General features: G+C 61.5%; 13 protein-coding genes. 5 read left to right on the top strand and 8 right to left on the bottom strand.

Annotated features, from left to right (window positions below):
* Positions 1-110: 110 nt before the first annotated feature.
* Positions 111-551, bottom strand: coding sequence for an Lrp/AsnC family transcriptional regulator (locus P3S72_RS15935; protein WP_193040203.1), 441 nt, complete (start codon positions 549-551; stop codon positions 111-113).
* Positions 552-660: 109 nt separating this feature from the next.
* On the opposite strand from P3S72_RS15935, the gene P3S72_RS15930 reads away from it, so the two are divergent.
* Positions 661-1,557 (top strand): DMT family transporter, encoded by an 897-nt coding sequence (locus tag P3S72_RS15930; protein ID WP_276193042.1) that lies wholly within the window; start codon positions 661-663, stop codon positions 1,555-1,557.
* Positions 1,558-1,597: 40 nt separating this feature from the next.
* On the opposite strand, the gene P3S72_RS15925 is transcribed toward P3S72_RS15930, so the two are convergent.
* Both P3S72_RS15925 and P3S72_RS15920 read right to left on the bottom strand, forming a co-directional pair.
* Positions 1,598-3,586: a U32 family peptidase gene (locus P3S72_RS15925; RefSeq protein WP_276193041.1), complete on the bottom strand. Its 1,989-nt coding sequence runs from the start codon at positions 3,584-3,586 to the stop codon at positions 1,598-1,600.
* A 116-nt stretch (positions 3,587-3,702) separates the two neighbouring features.
* Positions 3,703-4,083: a RidA family protein gene (locus tag P3S72_RS15920; protein ID WP_276193040.1), complete on the bottom strand. Its 381-nt coding sequence runs from the start codon at positions 4,081-4,083 to the stop codon at positions 3,703-3,705.
* 203 nt (positions 4,084-4,286) lie between these two features.
* Between P3S72_RS15920 and P3S72_RS15915 the strand changes: the two genes are divergently transcribed.
* Positions 4,287-5,642, top strand: a complete 1,356-nt coding sequence (locus P3S72_RS15915) for a PAS domain-containing methyl-accepting chemotaxis protein (RefSeq protein ID WP_276193039.1) — start codon at positions 4,287-4,289, stop codon at positions 5,640-5,642.
* Between the two features lie 20 nt (positions 5,643-5,662).
* On the opposite strand, the gene P3S72_RS15910 is transcribed toward P3S72_RS15915, so the two are convergent.
* Complete coding sequence (locus tag P3S72_RS15910; RefSeq protein WP_276193038.1) at positions 5,663-6,532, bottom strand: oxaloacetate decarboxylase; 870 nt, start codon at positions 6,530-6,532, stop codon at positions 5,663-5,665.
* Positions 6,533-6,812: 280 nt separating this feature from the next.
* Between P3S72_RS15910 and P3S72_RS15905 the strand changes: the two genes are divergently transcribed.
* Entirely contained in the window at positions 6,813-7,727 is a 915-nt protein-coding gene (locus P3S72_RS15905; RefSeq protein ID WP_276193037.1) for a universal stress protein, read from the top strand.
* A gap of 27 nt (positions 7,728-7,754) precedes the next feature.
* Here P3S72_RS15905 and P3S72_RS15900 read toward each other — a convergent pair whose 3' ends face one another.
* Positions 7,755-8,738, bottom strand: coding sequence for a zinc-dependent alcohol dehydrogenase family protein (locus P3S72_RS15900; RefSeq protein ID WP_276193036.1), 984 nt, complete (start codon positions 8,736-8,738; stop codon positions 7,755-7,757).
* A 259-nt stretch (positions 8,739-8,997) separates the two neighbouring features.
* Between P3S72_RS15900 and P3S72_RS15895 the strand changes: the two genes are divergently transcribed.
* The gene (locus P3S72_RS15895; RefSeq protein ID WP_276193035.1) at positions 8,998-11,367 is read left to right on the top strand and encodes a phosphoketolase family protein; all 2,370 of its coding nucleotides are present in this window, start codon (positions 8,998-9,000) and stop codon (positions 11,365-11,367) included.
* Between the two features lie 16 nt (positions 11,368-11,383).
* On the opposite strand, the gene P3S72_RS15890 is transcribed toward P3S72_RS15895, so the two are convergent.
* The 3 genes from P3S72_RS15890 to P3S72_RS15880 all read right to left on the bottom strand — a co-directional run bounded on the left by P3S72_RS15890 (position 11,384) and on the right by P3S72_RS15880 (position 14,381).
* Positions 11,384-11,809 (bottom strand): potassium channel family protein, encoded by a 426-nt coding sequence (locus P3S72_RS15890; protein ID WP_276193034.1) that lies wholly within the window; start codon positions 11,807-11,809, stop codon positions 11,384-11,386.
* Between the two features lie 33 nt (positions 11,810-11,842).
* Positions 11,843-13,666 (bottom strand): ATP-dependent zinc metalloprotease FtsH, encoded by a 1,824-nt coding sequence (ftsH, locus tag P3S72_RS15885; protein WP_276193033.1) that lies wholly within the window; start codon positions 13,664-13,666, stop codon positions 11,843-11,845.
* 67 nt (positions 13,667-13,733) lie between these two features.
* Positions 13,734-14,381 (bottom strand): BON domain-containing protein, encoded by a 648-nt coding sequence (locus P3S72_RS15880; protein WP_276193032.1) that lies wholly within the window; start codon positions 14,379-14,381, stop codon positions 13,734-13,736.
* Between the two features lie 279 nt (positions 14,382-14,660).
* Here P3S72_RS15880 and P3S72_RS15875 point away from each other — a divergent pair, with 279 nt between their 5' ends.
* Positions 14,661-15,581, top strand: coding sequence for a universal stress protein (locus P3S72_RS15875; RefSeq protein WP_276193031.1), 921 nt, complete (start codon positions 14,661-14,663; stop codon positions 15,579-15,581).
* Positions 15,582-15,704: the final 123 nt, after the last annotated feature.

Here is a 15,704-nt window from a genome sequence, read left to right as displayed (position 1 = left end):
TTGACCCGGCGCAGGGCTCATGTGGGAGGGGGCTTGCTCCCGATAGCAGTGGTTCAGGCACTCGTGCAGTGACTGACACTGCGCTATCGGGGGCAAGCCCCCTCCCACATTCAGTCGGTCAGCGGCGGCAGGCGCCGCTTCACCGGGGTTTTCTTGACGATGGCGGTGTTGGTTTCGGCATAGGCATTGAGCCGATCCAGCAGGCTGTCGAGGTGGTCCATGGTGCGTACATGCAGGCGTGCGATGAAGCAGTCCTCACCGGTGACTTTGTCGCATTCGGTGAATTCGGGGATGGCCTGGATCTGCCGTTCCACTTCCTGCAACTGGCCGGGCAGGGGGCGGATGCGCACGATGGCTTGCAGCAGGTAGCCGAAGTGCTTGGGGTCGATGTCGACGGTGTAGTGGGTCAGCACGCCGCGTTCTTCCAGGCGGCGCAGGCGTTCACCGACGCTGGGCGACGACAGCCCGGTGATGCCGGCCAGGGCCTTGAGGGATAGCCGGGAGTCGTCCATCAAAGCGCCGATCAGTTGTTGGTCGATGGTGTCGATCATGGTATTTGCCTAATAAGTAAAGGTGATCCGAGTGTTTGGCCTTTCTTAGTCGCTGTCGCCTGCGTCAGTCAGCTTGCCATAATTGAGCCTCACTTGAGGAGTTTCAATCATGGACACATCCATCCGTCGCGGGTCGTGGGAAATGGTCGCCGCCATGCTGATCTCGGGCACCATTGGCTGGTTTGTCTTGGTGTCGGGCGTATCGGTGCTCGAAGTGGTGTTCTGGCGCTGCGTGATCGGGGCGCTGACGTTATTGCTGGTGTGCGCACTGCTGGGTTACCTGCGCCGGGACTTGCTCAGTTGGGCCGGGCTCGGCTTGGCGATGCTCAGCGGCGTGGCCATCGTCGGCAATTGGTTGCTGTTGTTCGAGTCCTATTCCCGCGCCTCCATCGCGATCAGCACGGCAGTGTACAACGTGCAGCCATTCATGTTGGTGCTGCTGGCGGCGCTGTTCCTTGGTGAAAAGATCAGCGTGCAGAAACTGGCGTGGTTGAGCGTGGCGTTCCTGGGGATGCTGGCGATTGTCAGCGCCCATGGCGATCAGCCAACCGGCGATGGGGATTACCTGGCCGGTATCGCGCTGGCCCTCTGCGCGGCGTTTCTGTATGCGATTGCCGCGCTGATCATCAAACGCTTGAAGGCGGTACCGCCGCATTTGATGGCGCTGATCCAGGTCACGACCGGCGCGTTGTTACTGGCGCCCCTGGTGCCGTGGAACAGTTTGCCGGTGGCACACAATGCCTGGGCGGCCCTGCTGACGCTCGGGGTGGTACACACCGGTTTGATGTATGTGTTGCTGTATGGGGCGATCCAGAAGCTGCCGACGGCCATCACCGGCGCGTTGTCGTTCATCTACCCGATTGCGGCGATCCTGGTCGATTGGATTGCCTTCGGGCATCGCCTGGGCTGGCTGCAATGGCTGGGAGTGGCGGCGATCCTGTTGGCGGCCGCTGGCTTGCAAAGGGGCTGGTGGTGGCGCGCAAAGACCGCGATGCAAGTGGAGTAATTGACCGCGAGCGCGCCATTGCAGCGCGCCCGCGGTTCGATCAATGCGGCGCGCGCGGGATGGTCTTGAGCAGGTCGTCCGGGCTGATGTAGCCGACCACACTGCCTGGCTGCGGCAGACCCAGGATGTGCCCCTTGATCTTGCCGATCACATGCATTTCGCAAGGCTTGCAGTCGAACTTCAAGGTCAGCACTTCATCGCCATGGATCAACTGCATCGGCGCGACCTTGGTCTTCACGCCCGTCACGCCCTTGGCCTGTTTGGGGCAAAGGTTGAACGAGAAGCGCAGACAGTGCTTGGTGATCATCACCGGCACTTCACCGGTTTCTTCGTGGGCTTCGAAGGCCGCGTCGATCAGTTTCACCCCGTGCCGATGGTAGAAGTCGCGGGCCTTTTGGTTATACACGTTGGCCAGGAACGACAGGTGCGCCTCCGGGTACACCGGCGGCGGGTTGGTTTGCGCCTTGCGCCCACCGCGTGGGTGAGCGTGGATGCGGGCCGCCGTCAGGGCTTCGATCACTTCGCGGCGCACGGCCTTGAGCTGCGAGTTGGGGATGAAGAACGCGTGCGGCGCATCCAGTTCGATGGCGGTGGCGTGGTATTCGGTGGTGCCCAGTTGGCCGAGCAAATCGCGCAGGGTGTCCAACGCCTGTTCCGGCTTGTTGGCCACGCCGAACGGGCCGGGGAGGGCGACGCTGGCGCTGATGCCTTCTTCGCTGGTGGCGGTCAGTTCCAGGCGTTCTTCGCGCAGACGGGCGACCCACGACAGGCCGATACGGCGCTCGGCAGAGGTCTTGAGCAGCGCCTGTTGCCAGTTGTGGTCGAGGTTGCGGTTCAACGGGTGGTTCGGCCGCAACTGATGCAGCCCGGCCGGCATTTCGTTGGGCTCGACGCGGTAGCGGTAGCGCTTCTCACCGTCTTCCTCGAACTCGCCCTTGGCCTCGGCGATATTGGCGCGGAAACCCACCACTTCCCGCTTGACCAGCACATTCAGGCCGTCGCCGTTGGACAGCGGCTCATGGGTGACCACTTGCAGGTCGCGCTTGCCGGCTTTTTCCACCACGCCCACCGGCAGGCCGGTGAAGGTCGGGGTGTCGAAGGCGCCGATGTCGATCTTGCGGTCGCTGACGAAGTAGTCGGTGCTGCCTCGGTGGAAGGTTTTTTCCGGGTCGGGCAGGAAGAAATGCGCAGTCCGGCCGCTGGAGGCGCGGGCGAGGGCCGGGCGGTCTTCGAGGATTTCATCCAGGCGCTGGCGGTAATAGGCAGTGATGTTCTTCACATAGCCCATGTCCTTGTAGCGACCTTCGATCTTGAACGAGCGCACGCCAGCATCGACCAGGTCACGCAGGTTGGCGCTCTGGTTGTTGTCTTTCATCGACAGCAGGTGCTTTTCAAAGGCGACGACGCGGCCTTGATCGTCTTTCAAGGTGTACGGCAGGCGGCACGCCTGGGAGCAGTCGCCCCGGTTGGCGCTGCGGCCGTTCTGCGCGTGGGAGATATTGCACTGCCCGGAGAACGCCACGCACAGGGCGCCGTGGATGAAGAACTCGATGGCGGCGTCGGTCTCATCGGCGATGGCGCGGATTTCCTGCAGGTTCAGCTCACGGGCCAATACCAGCTGGGAGAAGCCGGCCTGGTCGAGAAATTTGGCGCGGCCCAGCGTGCGGATGTCGGTCTGGGTACTGGCGTGCAGCTCGATCGGCGGGATATCCAGCTCCATCACGCCCAGGTCTTGCACGATCAACGCATCGACGCCGGCGTCGTAGAGCTGATGGATCAGCTTGCGCGCGGGTTCCAGTTCGTTGTCATGCAGGATGGTGTTGAGGGTGGTGAAGACGCGGGCGTGGTAGCGCCGGGCGAATTCGACCAACTGCGCGATATCGCTCACCTCGTTACAGGCATTGTGGCGGGCACCGAAGCTTGGGCCGCCGATGTAGATGGCGTCGGCGCCATGCAGGATGGCCTCGCGCGCGATGGCGACATCGCGGGCAGGGCTGAGCAATTCCAGGTGATGCTTGGGCAAGGACATAGTTTTTTTAGTCAGGCTTGTCACGGTCGAAGCGCGCATTGTAGCCGTGAAACGGTTGACCGGCACCTACCGCAGGGCTTGGCCTGCAGGGTGCAAGGCCAGTGGCTGCTGCGGATTCAGGCTTTGGCGGCCATCGCGGTAACTTCCACGCGCATGCCTTCCACCGCCAGGGCCGCCACGCCAACGGCGGCGCGCACCGGCCACGGCTTGGCGAAGAAGCGTGTGTAGACCTCGTTGAACGCTGCGCGGTCGGCCATGTCGGTGAGGTAGATGGTCAGGTGCATCACCCGGTCCATGGAACTGCCGGCGCGTTCAAGGGCGACTTTCAGGGCTTGCAGGGTGCATTCGCTTTGCAGCGTGATGTCGCCCAGTTCCAGGCTGCCATCGCTGCGGGTCGGGATTTGGGTGGAGACCAGGATGCCGTTGAAGCCGATCACGTCGGAGGAAATAGAGTCGGCATCCGGGTCAGGGGTGAAGCACAGGTCGTGGTTGGCCATGAAGGTCTCTTGGCAGGGAAAGGGGTCGCCAATTTAAACACAGGGGGTGCGAGGATCAGTACCCTTTGGCCTTGCAATGCTCGAGGAATGACGAGTATTTGACGTCAAGTAATATTTATTTTTCGTGTATCAAGTCACGTATTTATTGGCCGATAGCGCGGGAGAGCAACCCCCCCGATTCCACGCACGGCTGAGGCTACGTCATGTTCAATCAGGCACTAAAAACAGAACTGGCGGCCAGGAGGGCCGAAGTCACTGAATACCAAGGATTGATTGCCGCGCTCGAACGCTCCATGGCCGTCGTCGAGTTCGACCTGAACGGCAAGGTGTTGCGCGCCAACGACAACTTCATGAAAACCCTGGGTTACAACACGGCTCAATTGGCCGGCAAGACCCACCGTGATTTTTGCCCGCCGGCGCTGACCGGCAGCTCTGCCTATGCCGAATTCTGGCAGGAACTCAGGGCCGGGAAGTTCGTGTCGGGCACATTCAAACGCGTGGACGCCCACGGCAAGATCATCTGGCTGGAGGCCAGTTACAACCCGGTGCTGGATGCGCGCGGCCAGGTCTCGAAAGTGGTCAAGTACGCCCTCGACGTCACGCGCAAAGTCGAACAGGAGGCGGCGACCCGCAGCAAGCTGGCCGCGTTGGACCGTGCGATGGCCGTGATCGAGTTTGACTTGAACGGGCAAGTACTCGACGCCAACGAGAATTTCCTCACGGTCATGGGGTATTCACTGACGGAGCTCAAAGGCAAACATCACCGTATGTTTTGCGAACCGACCCAGGTCAACAGCCCTGAGTACGCTGACTTCTGGCGCCGCTTGAACAATGGTGAATTCTTCACCGGGCAATTCAAGCGCGTCGGCAAGCACGGCCGCGTGGTGTGGTTGGAGGCGAGTTACAACCCGGTGTATGACGGCGACGGCAAGCTGATCAAAATCGTCAAGTTCGCCAGCGACATCAGCGAGCGTGTCGAGAAGTTCGAGGAGGATTCACGCGGAGCCTCCCGCGCTTACCATATTTCCTCGGAAACCGAGCGATTCGCTGAGCACGGCACCCAGGTGATCCACGAAACCGCCAGTGAAATGCGCCGGATTGCCGATAGCATCGGCGCCTCCGCACGGCTGGTGGGGCAGTTGGGCGATCGCTCCGAGCAGATCACCGCCATCGTCAATACCATTCGCGGTATCGCCGACCAGACCAACCTGCTGGCGCTCAACGCTGCTATCGAGGCGGCGCGCGCGGGCGATCAGGGCCGTGGTTTTGCCGTGGTGGCCGATGAGGTCAGGCAACTGGCGGGGCGCACCAGCCGTTCCACCGCAGAGATTGCCGAGATGATCGGCTTGATTCTGTCGGAAACCCGTGACGCGGTAGCCAGCATGAACGCGACCCAGGAAGGCGCGCAACGGGGTGTCAGCCTGGCCGACCAGGCGGGTTCGGTGATCCTGCAAATCCGCACCAGCACCAGCGATGCGGTGCAAGCGGTGAGCATGTTTGCATCAAAGCTGGATGAGTCGGAGGTCGTTCCGAAAGCCGCTGTCGGCTGGGTCGGCTAGGCGCGCGCCCTGGGTCAGTCTCACTCGTCTACATCCATGAACTCTTTGGCCCAGGCCACGTAGCTCTCTGGCAGGGTGTAGGTATGGGTAAGCTCGGTGGCACTGAGGTTCGAGGTGCTGTGGGTGAGCTGGCGCTGGGCGCGAAGGCTGTCGTAGGTGGCCTTGATCGCCGCGAAGTAGGCGCCATGGCCGGCGACCACGATGCGCACGCCCAGGCTTGCCAGGCGCTGGCTGTCATTGAGCTTCGGATTGCCGTAGGTCACCAGCATCAAGGGCACCGTGAGTTTTTCGGCAATCTGCTCAAGGTGCTCGAAGTCGCTGATACCGACCATGCAGATCCCATCGGCGCCGGCTTTTTCATAGGCCAGGGTGCGTTCGATCACGGCCTCGGTCGGCAACACCGCTGCGTTAGTCCGGGCGATGATCGACAGTTCGGGGTCGACGCGCGCCTCAAGGGCTGCCCTGACCTTGCCGATGCCTTCCTCGATGGAGATCAGATCGGTCGATTTACGCCCGAATTGTGCCGGCAGCAGGGTGTCTTCAATCGTCAGGGCCGCCACGCCAGCGCGCTCAAGCTCCTCGACGGTGCGCATGACATTCAGGGCATTGCCATAGCCGTGGTCGGCATCCGCAATAAACGGCAACTGCGCGACGCGGCCGATCCGGGTGGCCTGTTCAACGAACTCACTCAAGGTGATCAACGCAAAATCGGGTGCCGCCAGTACCTGCAGCGAAGCGACCGAGCCCCCCAGGATGCCGACCTCGAAACCCAAGTCAGCGGCGATACGCGCAGACATCGGGTCGAACACAGAGGCTGTCTCAACGCACAGTGGCGCAGCAAGCAATTCACGGAAATTACGACGCAGAGCTGAGTGGGACACTTTTGGCATGATCTTTCCTGGTTCTGGCGATTGTCGACTGATGATCAATGCCTATTCATAGTCGTAGGAGATTACCACGCCGCCAAACCCAGGATTATGACGTTTCAGAATGGGGTATGCCCACGGCACATACTGTGGGGCGGGCGTCTTGGGCGGTGGCCCTGGCTTGAAGGTTGATGAAAATCAACTTTTGCGGCCTCCACTGATAAAGATCAAGTAGCCGCCGACCCGGAACGCTCAATCTGAAGACCTATCCACCGAATCAGTTGGCCGCGTGCCGAGGTGCCCCATGTTGCAGACTCAGCGTTTACTGTTGATTGCCCCTTCGTCCATGACCCGTACACCGGCGTTCGATCGTGCCGCCGCCCTGGCGCGCGCGATGCAGCTGCCGCTGCATATCGTGGCGTTCGACTATTTGCAGGCCCTGGCGATCGCCGGGCTGTTCGCGCCCGAACAGATCAACCGGGCGCGGGAAGCGTACCTGGACACTCATCGCCACTGGCTCACCGAGCAGGCCGACGTGATGCGCCAGCACGGGGTCGAGGTCACCAGCGAGGTGGTGTGGGTGCATCATCCTTATGAGGAAATCCTGCATTTCGTCAACGAGATGTCGCTGGCCCTGATCATCAAGGATGCCGAGGAAGAGCCCGCCTTGAAACGGGTGTTCTTCACGCCGCTGGATTGGCAACTGCTGCGCGACTGCCCGGTGCCGGTGCATCTGGTCACCGACGCGCGCCACCCGCTGCCACGCAAGGTGCTGGCGATTGTCGATGTGTTGCGCAGTGAGGACCAGGACCAGATCTTCAACGACCAGATTGTCGAAGCGGCGGTCAAGCTGGCTGAGCAATGCCAGGCACAGCTCGAGTTGCTGCATGTGTACGACTGGGCTGCTGTGTATGCCAAAGACATGGGCTTCGGCGCGGTGCCCCTGGCCGCCGGGCTCTATGAGGCGCTGAATGAAGCCCAGCATGAGGCATTTGCCGCGCTGGCGGAGCGCCAGGGAATTCCCGTCGAACATCGGCACTTTATTGAGGGCACGCCGCTCTTCAATATTTGCGACTTCGCCCGCGATCACCAGAGCGACATCATGGTCATGGGCACCGTGCAGCACTGGGGCTTGAACAAGCTGTTGGGCACTACCGCTGAAAGTCTGCTGCACCACGCGCCGTGCAGCCTGTGGGCGATTAAGCCGACGCGCAGCTGACAACCCCTCGCGTTGAGCCCGGGCAGGCTACGGGGTCAGCACGATTGCACCGTTAAATTGCCCTGTGCGTAGGTATGCCAACGCCTGATTCGCATCCTCCAGGGCGAAGCGGGTGACGTCGCAGTGGACAGGCGTCTGCTGCAAGGTTTGAAAAAACGCCGTACCGTCCTGCCGCGTCAAGTTAGCGACTGAACGCACGCTGCGCTCGCCCCATAGCAAGCGGTAGGGGAAGGCCGGAATGTCGCTCATGTGAATACCCGCGCAAATCACACAACCGCCCTTGACGGTCGCAGCCAGCGCCAGCGGTACAAGCGCTCCGACGGGGGCGAATATCAGGCTGGCATCCAGCAGGTGCGGGGGCGGCTGGTCCGAAGGCCCGGCCCACACGGCGCCCAATGAGCGCGCATAGGCCTGGCCTTCGATGTCACCCGGGCGGGTGAACGCGTACACCTGTTGGCCCCGGCCCAGTGCGACCTGAATCGCCAGATGGGCGGCCGCACCGAAGCCGTAAAGCCCCAGGTGGGGAGCGTCTGCGGCCATTTGCAAGGCGCGAAAACCGATCAGGCCGGCACACAGCAGGGGCGCGGCTTGAACGTCTGACAGCCTGTCGGGAATCGGCAGGCAAAAGCGTGCGTCCGCCACCGTGTATTCAGCGTAGCCGCCGTCCAGATTGCACCCGGTGAACTGCGCCCGGTCGCAGAGGTTTTCCCGGCCTGATCGACAGAAAGCGCACTCGCCGCAGGTCCAGCCGAGCCACGGCACCCCCACGCGGCGGCCGATCCAATGGGCGTCGACAGCGGCGCCCACGGCCGTCACTTCACCGACGATTTCATGGCCCGGCACCCGTGGCAGTTGCGCTTGCGGCAACTCACCGTCCACCAGGTGCAGGTCGGTGCGGCACACGCCACAGGCCAGGACTTTGATCAACAGCTGCCCGGCGCCGGGTGTCGGGACCGGGCGCTCCTCAAGTTGCAGCGGCTGGCCGGGGGTGTGCAGAACCATCGCACGCATAACAAATCTCCAGGTGTTCGAGCGGTGATGCCAGGTCGACCGACGGTTTCAGGCCCAGGCTCGTGACGTTGCGGCCGAGCGAGTAATAGACGAACGAAGAACATGCGCCTCCCGCACCTTCGCGCGGTATCCCTGACCCAGCGTTCTAATTGAGCTTAAGCGTCGGCCTGAAGACTTGATGTACATCAAGCCTCGCGCATTTGAGGCACCCAGAATCGACGAAGGATAATCCACTGGTCGAACCTTGGCGGAGGGACGTATGAGCGATTTTTTGAGTGCAGAGGCGCTGGACGGGTTGGATGCGTATTGGCGGGCGTCCAATTACCTGGCGGTCGGGCAGATCTACCTCAAGAGCAACCCGTTGTTACAGGCACCCCTGACCCTGGCGCACATCAAGCCGCGCTTGTTGGGGCATTGGGGCACGACGCCGGGGCTTAATCTGCTCTATACGCACCTCAATCGGCTGATCAACCAGTACGACTTGAACATGCTCTTCGTCGCCGGCCCCGGTCACGGCGGCCCGGCGGTGGTCGCGCAGACTTACCTGGAAGGCACCTACACCGAGTGTTATCCCTCGGTGGAGCGCAATACCAATGGCCTATTGCGGCTGTTTCGGCAGTTTTCCTGGCCCTACGGGATTTCCAGCCACGTCTCGGCCCAGATCCCAGGGTCGATCCATGAAGGCGGCGAACTGGGTTACTGCCTGGCCCACGCCTATGGCGCGGTATTCGATAACCCGGACCTGATCGTCGCCTGCGTGATCGGCGACGGCGAAGCCGAAACCGGCCCGCTGGCCGCCAGCTGGCACTCCAATAAATTCATCAACCCCGCGCGCGACGGGGCGGTGCTGCCGATCCTGCACCTCAACGGCTACAAGATCGCCAACCCCACGGTGCTCTCCAGGATCAGCGAAGATGAGCTGTCAGCCCTGTTGTATGGGTATGGCTACGATCCGTACTTCGTCGAAGGCGATGACCCGGCGCAGGTGCATCAGGCGCTTGCCCGTACCCTTCACACCATGCTGCTGAAAATTCGCGAGATTCAGCAGGCGGCGCGCCAGCCCCGGCGCTCCGAGGCGCCGGAGCGCCAGTTGTGGCCGGTGCTGGTATTGCGCACGCCCAAAGGCTGGACCGGGCCAAAGTTTGTCGATGGCTGTCGGGTCGAAGGCACCTGGCGCGCCCATCAAGTGCCGCTGGCGAACTTTCAGGCGCCGGGGCATGTGCAGCAGTTGGAGGAATGGCTGAACAGCTACCGCCCCGACGAACTGTTCGATGCCGACGGCGCCTTGCTCCCGGAAATCGCTGCGCTGGCGCCCACCGGGCACCGCCGCATGAGCGCCAACCCCCACGCCAATGGCGGGCTGTTATTGCGCATGCTCGACTTGCCACGCTTTGCCGACTACGCGGTAGCACTGCCGGCCCCTGGTTGCCAGCGCGCCGAGGCGACTCGGGCACTGGGGAGTTTTTTGCGCGACGTGATGAAAAACGCGCGGGGCGCCAGCAACTTCCGCCTGTTCGGCCCGGATGAAACCGCCTCCAATCGCCTGGACGCGGTGTATGAGGTCACCGCCAAGGCGTGGATGGACCCATTGGAGGCCGACGACCTGAACCTGGCCGCGGATGGTCGGGTCATGGAGATCCTCAGCGAGCACGTCTGTGAGGGCTGGCTTGAAGGCTATCTGCTCACCGGGCGCCATGGCCTGCTGTCGTGTTATGAAGCGTTCATCCATATCGTCGATTCGATGGTCAACCAGCATGCCAAATGGTTGAAAACCGCCGCCAGCGTACCCTGGCGCAAGCCGGTGGCTTCGCTCAACCTGCTGCTGACGTCCCATGTCTGGCGCCAGGACCACAACGGGTTCTCTCATCAAGACCCAGGCTTCATCGACCTGGTGGCGAACAAGAAGTCCGACGTGGCGCGTATCTACCTGCCGCCGGACGCCAACTGCCTGCTGTCGGTGGCGGATCACTGCCTGCGCAGCCGCAATTACATCAATGTCATCGTGGTGGGCAAGCAGCCGGAGTGGCAGTGGCTGAATATCGACGCGGCCGTGCAGCATTGCCTGGCGGGCATCGGCCGCTGGGACTGGGCCTGCCGTGATGATCAGGACCCGGACGTGGTCATGGCCTGTGCCGGCGACGTGCCGACCCTGGAAACCCTGGCCGCCGTGACGTTGCTGCGCGAGTACGTACCGGATCTACGGGTCAGGGTGATCAACGTGGTGGACCTGATGGTGCTGCAGTCGTCATCGCAGCATCCCCATGGGCTGGCGGATGCGGCCTTCGATGGGTTGTTCACCACCGACAAACCGGTGATTTTTGCCTTCCACGGTTACCCTGCACTGGTGCATCGGCTGCTGTACAAACGCACCAATCATGACAATTTCCATGTGCGTGGCTTCATGGAGGAGGGCGCCACCACCACCCCGTTCGATATGGCGGTGATCAACAACCTGGATCGCTACCGCTTGGCATTGGACGTCATCGAGCGTGTCCCTCGGCTGTGCGAACAGCGCCACATTGCACAGGCGCGGTACTGGTCGATGATGGAGAAACACAAGCTGTACCTGATCGAACATGGTGAAGACCTGCCCGAGGTACTTAACTGGCAATGGACACCGGCCACCTAGGGGCTGATGGACGGCGTTACTTGTTCTTCCAGTATTTCTGCATTTCGATAAACAGAAACGACGCCGTCCAGCTGATCAGCACCAGACCGGTCAGCGCTTGCACGCCGGTCAGGAACTTGAGGTTGCCGATGGGGGAGATGTCACCGAAACCGATGGTGGTGTAGGTCGTGAACGAAAAGTACACGCAGTCCATGAACGAACCATCGAAGTTGCCTGACAGGCTGCCCCATTCGCCGTCGCGGATCATCAGGTAGTAGGTCAAGGCGAAGCACCAGACTTCGATCGCGTGAGCCAGCAGGGCGCCGAATACGCCAATCATCATCCTTAAACGGCTCCTGACCTTGAAGCGCGGTAGCAAGTCGTTCAGGCGCAACAGGAATTCGTAATGAATGATCACGGCGATGATGACCACCAGCGTATTAATCAGCGTGACGGCCAGCATGGCGATCCTCAGTGGGTGGTTTCAGGGCGACGCTCAACCTGCGGCGACCGGTACGGGTTTCATTGGCAACAGCGCGGGGAAGTCCTCTGGCGTCAGGCTTTCCTTTTCCATCAATAGACGCGCGCCGGCCTCGAGGTCGGCGCGATGCGCCTGGAGTAGGGTTTTGGCGCGTGCGTAGGCCTCGTCGAGCAGGGCGCGTATACACAGGTCGACTTCTCTGGCCGTCTGTTGCGAATAATCTTTTTGCCCCGTGCTCTGCATCTGCTCACCCAGGTAGGTCATGCTTTGTCGCTCCAGCACTGACTGCCCCAGTTCGGCGCTCATGCCGAAGCGGGTAATCAACTGCCGGGCGATATCGGTTGCGCGGGCCAGGTCATCGGCGGCCCCGGTGGAGATCTGCCCATACATCAGAAACTCGGCGGCGCGGCCGGCCATCAGCACGACGATGCGGTCCTTGAGCATCTGGCAACTGATCAGAAAGTGGTCTTCTGTCGGGCGCTGCAGTGTGTAGCCGAGGGAGCCAATGGCGCGCGGCACGATGGACACCTTGTGTACCGGGTCCATGGCCGGCAGGTGACTCGCCGCCAGCGCATGGCCCATCTCGTGGTACGCCACCACCTGGCGTTCTTCGGGACGCAGCACGCTGCTCTTGCGTTCGACGCCCGCGATCAGGCGTTCCACGGCAGCGGTGAAATCGTCCAGGCCGACTGTGTCGGCGCCACGGCGAGTGGCGACAATCGCCGCTTCGTTGACCAGATTCGCCAGGTCGGCGCCGGTGAAACCGGTGGTGATGTCGGCAATGCGCTCGCTGTCGAGGGCCGCGTTCACGGTGATTTTTTGCAGGTGAACCTTGAGGATCGCCTGCCGCCCCTTGCGGTCAGGCCGATCGATCAACACCTGGCGGTCGATCCGACCCGCGCGCAGCAGCGCCGGGTCGAGCACTTCCGGGCGATTGGTCGCGGCCAGCAGCACCACGCCCTCGCGGGGGTCGAAGCCGTCCAGTTCGGCCAGGAGCTGGTTGAGTGTCTGTTCCTTTTCGTCATTGCCCCCCATTACGCCGACGCCACGCATTTTGCCCAGCGCATCCAGTTCATCGATGAAAATGATGCACGGCGCGGCCGCGCGCGCCTGTTCGAACAGGTCGTGGACCCGCGCGGCGCCGACGCCGACGAACATCTCGACGAATTCCGAGCCCGAGATCGAAAAAAACGGCACCCCGGCTTCGCCGGCGATGGCTTTGGCCACCAGGGTCTTGCCGGTGCCCGGCGGGCCCACCAGCAGCGTGCCTTTAGGAATATGCGCGCCCAAGCGCGAGTACTTGGCCTTGTCCTTGAGGAACGAGACGATCTCCACCAGTTCGGCCTTGGCGTCATCGATGCCCGCGACATCCGCAAAAGTGATCCCCGTGTCCCGTTGAACAAACACCTTGGCCCGGGACTTGCCGATGTTCATCAGCCCACCCAAGCCCTGTTTTTGCGCGACGCCGCGAAACACAAAGTGCCAGACCACCATGATCAGGATAAAGGGCAGTAGCCAACCCAGTAGACCGCTCAAAAACGTATTGTCATTGACCCCGGTGAAGCTGGCGCCCGACTGGGCCAGGTTCGTGGCTAACACCGGATCGATCCGCACCGTTGTAAACAGGTTGTGGCCGTCGATCGGCACTTTCAGCTTGCCGCTGATCTGGTCTTTCTCGACCTGCAAGTCGCTGACCTTTTGATCGTTCAACAGTTGCAGAAACTGACTGTACGGGATGCTTTGCACCGTGCGGTGTTCCGTCCACAGAAACTGCACAACGGTGAACACGACAAACGCGGTCAGAAAGTAAGACAGGTTCCACTGATGGTTCTTTTTCATAACATTGACTCAAAAAGAAGGCCCGCAACGCATATGCCCCGGTGGGCTCCCTGGGACATTCATCATTTCAGGCGAGCAACAGGTGATCCTCCACCCGCATGACACCCGGCACCGACCAGGCTGCCCGTTCCACGATTTTGCGCTCACTCCATAGGTGAACCTTGCCGTCGAGCCTGACAACGTCACCGTCGACCCTGACGTGAATATCCTTGGCGTCCACTTCAGCGTTGCGTTTGAGCGCATCTTCGATGTGCTTGCGGATATCGACGATGTCCACCCGGGGGCTCAGGGTCAGCCGATTATCCACCCCGAGTACGCCGGACAACTTGCGCACGGCCTTCTCTACGGCTTCCTTCTGGTACTGCCAGTCGACTTCGCCTTCAAGGGTTATCCAGCCGTTCTGAACGATGACTTTTACGGCATTCGCAGGCACGTCAGCACTCCAGTTGATGATGCTCAGGGCGCGGGCGGCAATGGTGTCGTCCGCCGTGCCGGCGCCTTTGTGCAGCCTGACCTGAATCTCCTCCGCCACGGCGCGCACACCTTTGACGCCTTTTACCGCACGCTCGGCGCTGATTTTCTGCACGTAGCTACTGACATGTCCGGTGAGCGTGACAACGCCGTTTTCCACGGCAACACCGATGCTGGCTGCATCGATCTGCGGTTGGAATTCAAGCTCTTCCATAATGGCTTTGCGCAAACTCAAGTCGCTCATGTGGGTGTCCTCAGTCGAGTGCGTGGCTTAGGGGGCCTTACCTGGCCGCTTACTGGTTTCTACGCCCGAACCGCGAAAAATTATTGAGCTATATCAACAAGGCCTGAGTGATTCGCTGATTGAGTGAAAGCCGGCCATTAGTTGACAAAGATCAGATCGCACGCTTCGTGGCGTCAGATACTCGACCGATGCTTTTCAGTCACAAAGCAGGGTGCCACTCTGCTCGCAAGGAAGTCGGGTGCAGTCAGGCGGTTACACGCGCTCAGGCCGAGGTATCTAATGCTGCCACTCAAACGTATTTTATTGATTGCACCCTCCGAGATGACGCGCACCCCGGCCTTTGACCGGGCCCAGGCACTGGCCAGGGCCGCCGGTGCGTTGTTGCACATTGTGGCGTTTGACTACGTCACGTCGCTGGCGATGGCGGGGTTGTTTGACCATGACGCGATGGCCCAGGCCAGGGAGGGCTACCTGCAGGTCCATCGCCACTGGCTGGAGCAGCAAGTGCGCTTTCAACGGCGCGCGGGGTTGCAGGTCAGCTGTGAAGTGGTGTGGGCCAAACCCAGCCTGGCGCAGGTGCTGGCGTATGTGAACGCGTTTCATGCCGACCTGGTGATCAAGGACGTCGAGCATGTGTCGGCGCTTGACCGGACCTTCCATCAACCCTTGGATTGGCTGTTGTTGCGCGATTGTCCGGCCTGCCTGCACCTGGTCACCGACGCCAGGCATCCGAAACCGTTGAAAGTCCTCGCGGCCATCGACTTGTCGCATCTTGAAGAGCTGACATACGGGCTGAACGAGCGCGTCCTCGAACTGGCGTCGACATTGGCACTCGCCTGCGATGCGCAACTGCACCTGCTGAATGTCAGCAACTGGTCGGTGGTGGGCGATACCACCACGAGTGTGCCAACCCAGAGCCTGGAGAGTAGTTTGGGCGACGCGATCAACGACGCACAGGCGGAAGCCTTCGACGCACTCGCCGAACGCTATAGCGTCGAGCAGAAACACCAACATGTGCTGACCGGGATTCCCCACAAAGTGATCAGCCAGTTCGCCCGGCGCAATGCTTTCGATGTGGTGGTGCTTGGCACGGTCTATCGCGACAGGCTTGACCGGCTGATTGGCAGCACCGCCGAGAGCGTGCTGAACCGCACCTCCTGCAGTTTGATGATCGTCAAGCCATCACCCTGCGTTGACTGAAACCGGCGATGCCATGAAGTCTCAAGGAGGCACCCATGCGCATGACGTTTCTGGGGGCGGCCGGCACCGTCACCGGCAGAAAGTACTTGCTGGAGCATCGACACCTGCACGCACTGTTTGGTT

The organism is Pseudomonas sp. D3 (assembly GCF_029320995.1).
GTDB lineage: Bacteria > Pseudomonadota > Gammaproteobacteria > Pseudomonadales > Pseudomonadaceae > Aquipseudomonas > Aquipseudomonas paraveronii.
This window is presented reverse-complemented; position numbering and strand designations above follow the sequence as displayed.

What these genes read in the sequence shown, in the direction of transcription:
- P3S72_RS15910 (WP_276193038.1), bottom strand. Translation starts at nt 6,532, where the DNA reads ATGCCAAAAGTGTCCCACTCAGCTCTGCGTCGTAATTTCCGTGAATTG.
- P3S72_RS15900 (WP_276193036.1), bottom strand. Translation starts at nt 8,738, where the DNA reads ATGCGTGCGATGGTTCTGCACACCCCCGGCCAGCCGCTGCAACTTGAG.
- P3S72_RS15880 (WP_276193032.1), bottom strand. Translation starts at nt 14,381, where the DNA reads ATGAGCGACTTGAGTTTGCGCAAAGCCATTATGGAAGAGCTTGAATTC.
- P3S72_RS15935 (WP_193040203.1), bottom strand. Translation starts at nt 551, where the DNA reads ATGATCGACACCATCGACCAACAACTGATCGGCGCTTTGATGGACGAC.
- P3S72_RS15890 (WP_276193034.1), bottom strand. Translation starts at nt 11,809, where the DNA reads ATGCTGGCCGTCACGCTGATTAATACGCTGGTGGTCATCATCGCCGTG.
- ftsH (WP_276193033.1), bottom strand. Translation starts at nt 13,666, where the DNA reads ATGAAAAAGAACCATCAGTGGAACCTGTCTTACTTTCTGACCGCGTTT.
- P3S72_RS15915 (WP_276193039.1), top strand. Translation starts at nt 4,287, where the DNA reads ATGTTCAATCAGGCACTAAAAACAGAACTGGCGGCCAGGAGGGCCGAA.
- P3S72_RS15895 (WP_276193035.1), top strand. Translation starts at nt 8,998, where the DNA reads ATGAGCGATTTTTTGAGTGCAGAGGCGCTGGACGGGTTGGATGCGTAT.
- P3S72_RS15925 (WP_276193041.1), bottom strand. Translation starts at nt 3,586, where the DNA reads ATGTCCTTGCCCAAGCATCACCTGGAATTGCTCAGCCCTGCCCGCGAT.
- P3S72_RS15875 (WP_276193031.1), top strand. Translation starts at nt 14,661, where the DNA reads ATGCTGCCACTCAAACGTATTTTATTGATTGCACCCTCCGAGATGACG.
- P3S72_RS15930 (WP_276193042.1), top strand. Translation starts at nt 661, where the DNA reads ATGGACACATCCATCCGTCGCGGGTCGTGGGAAATGGTCGCCGCCATG.
- P3S72_RS15920 (WP_276193040.1), bottom strand. Translation starts at nt 4,083, where the DNA reads ATGGCCAACCACGACCTGTGCTTCACCCCTGACCCGGATGCCGACTCT.
- P3S72_RS15905 (WP_276193037.1), top strand. Translation starts at nt 6,813, where the DNA reads ATGTTGCAGACTCAGCGTTTACTGTTGATTGCCCCTTCGTCCATGACC.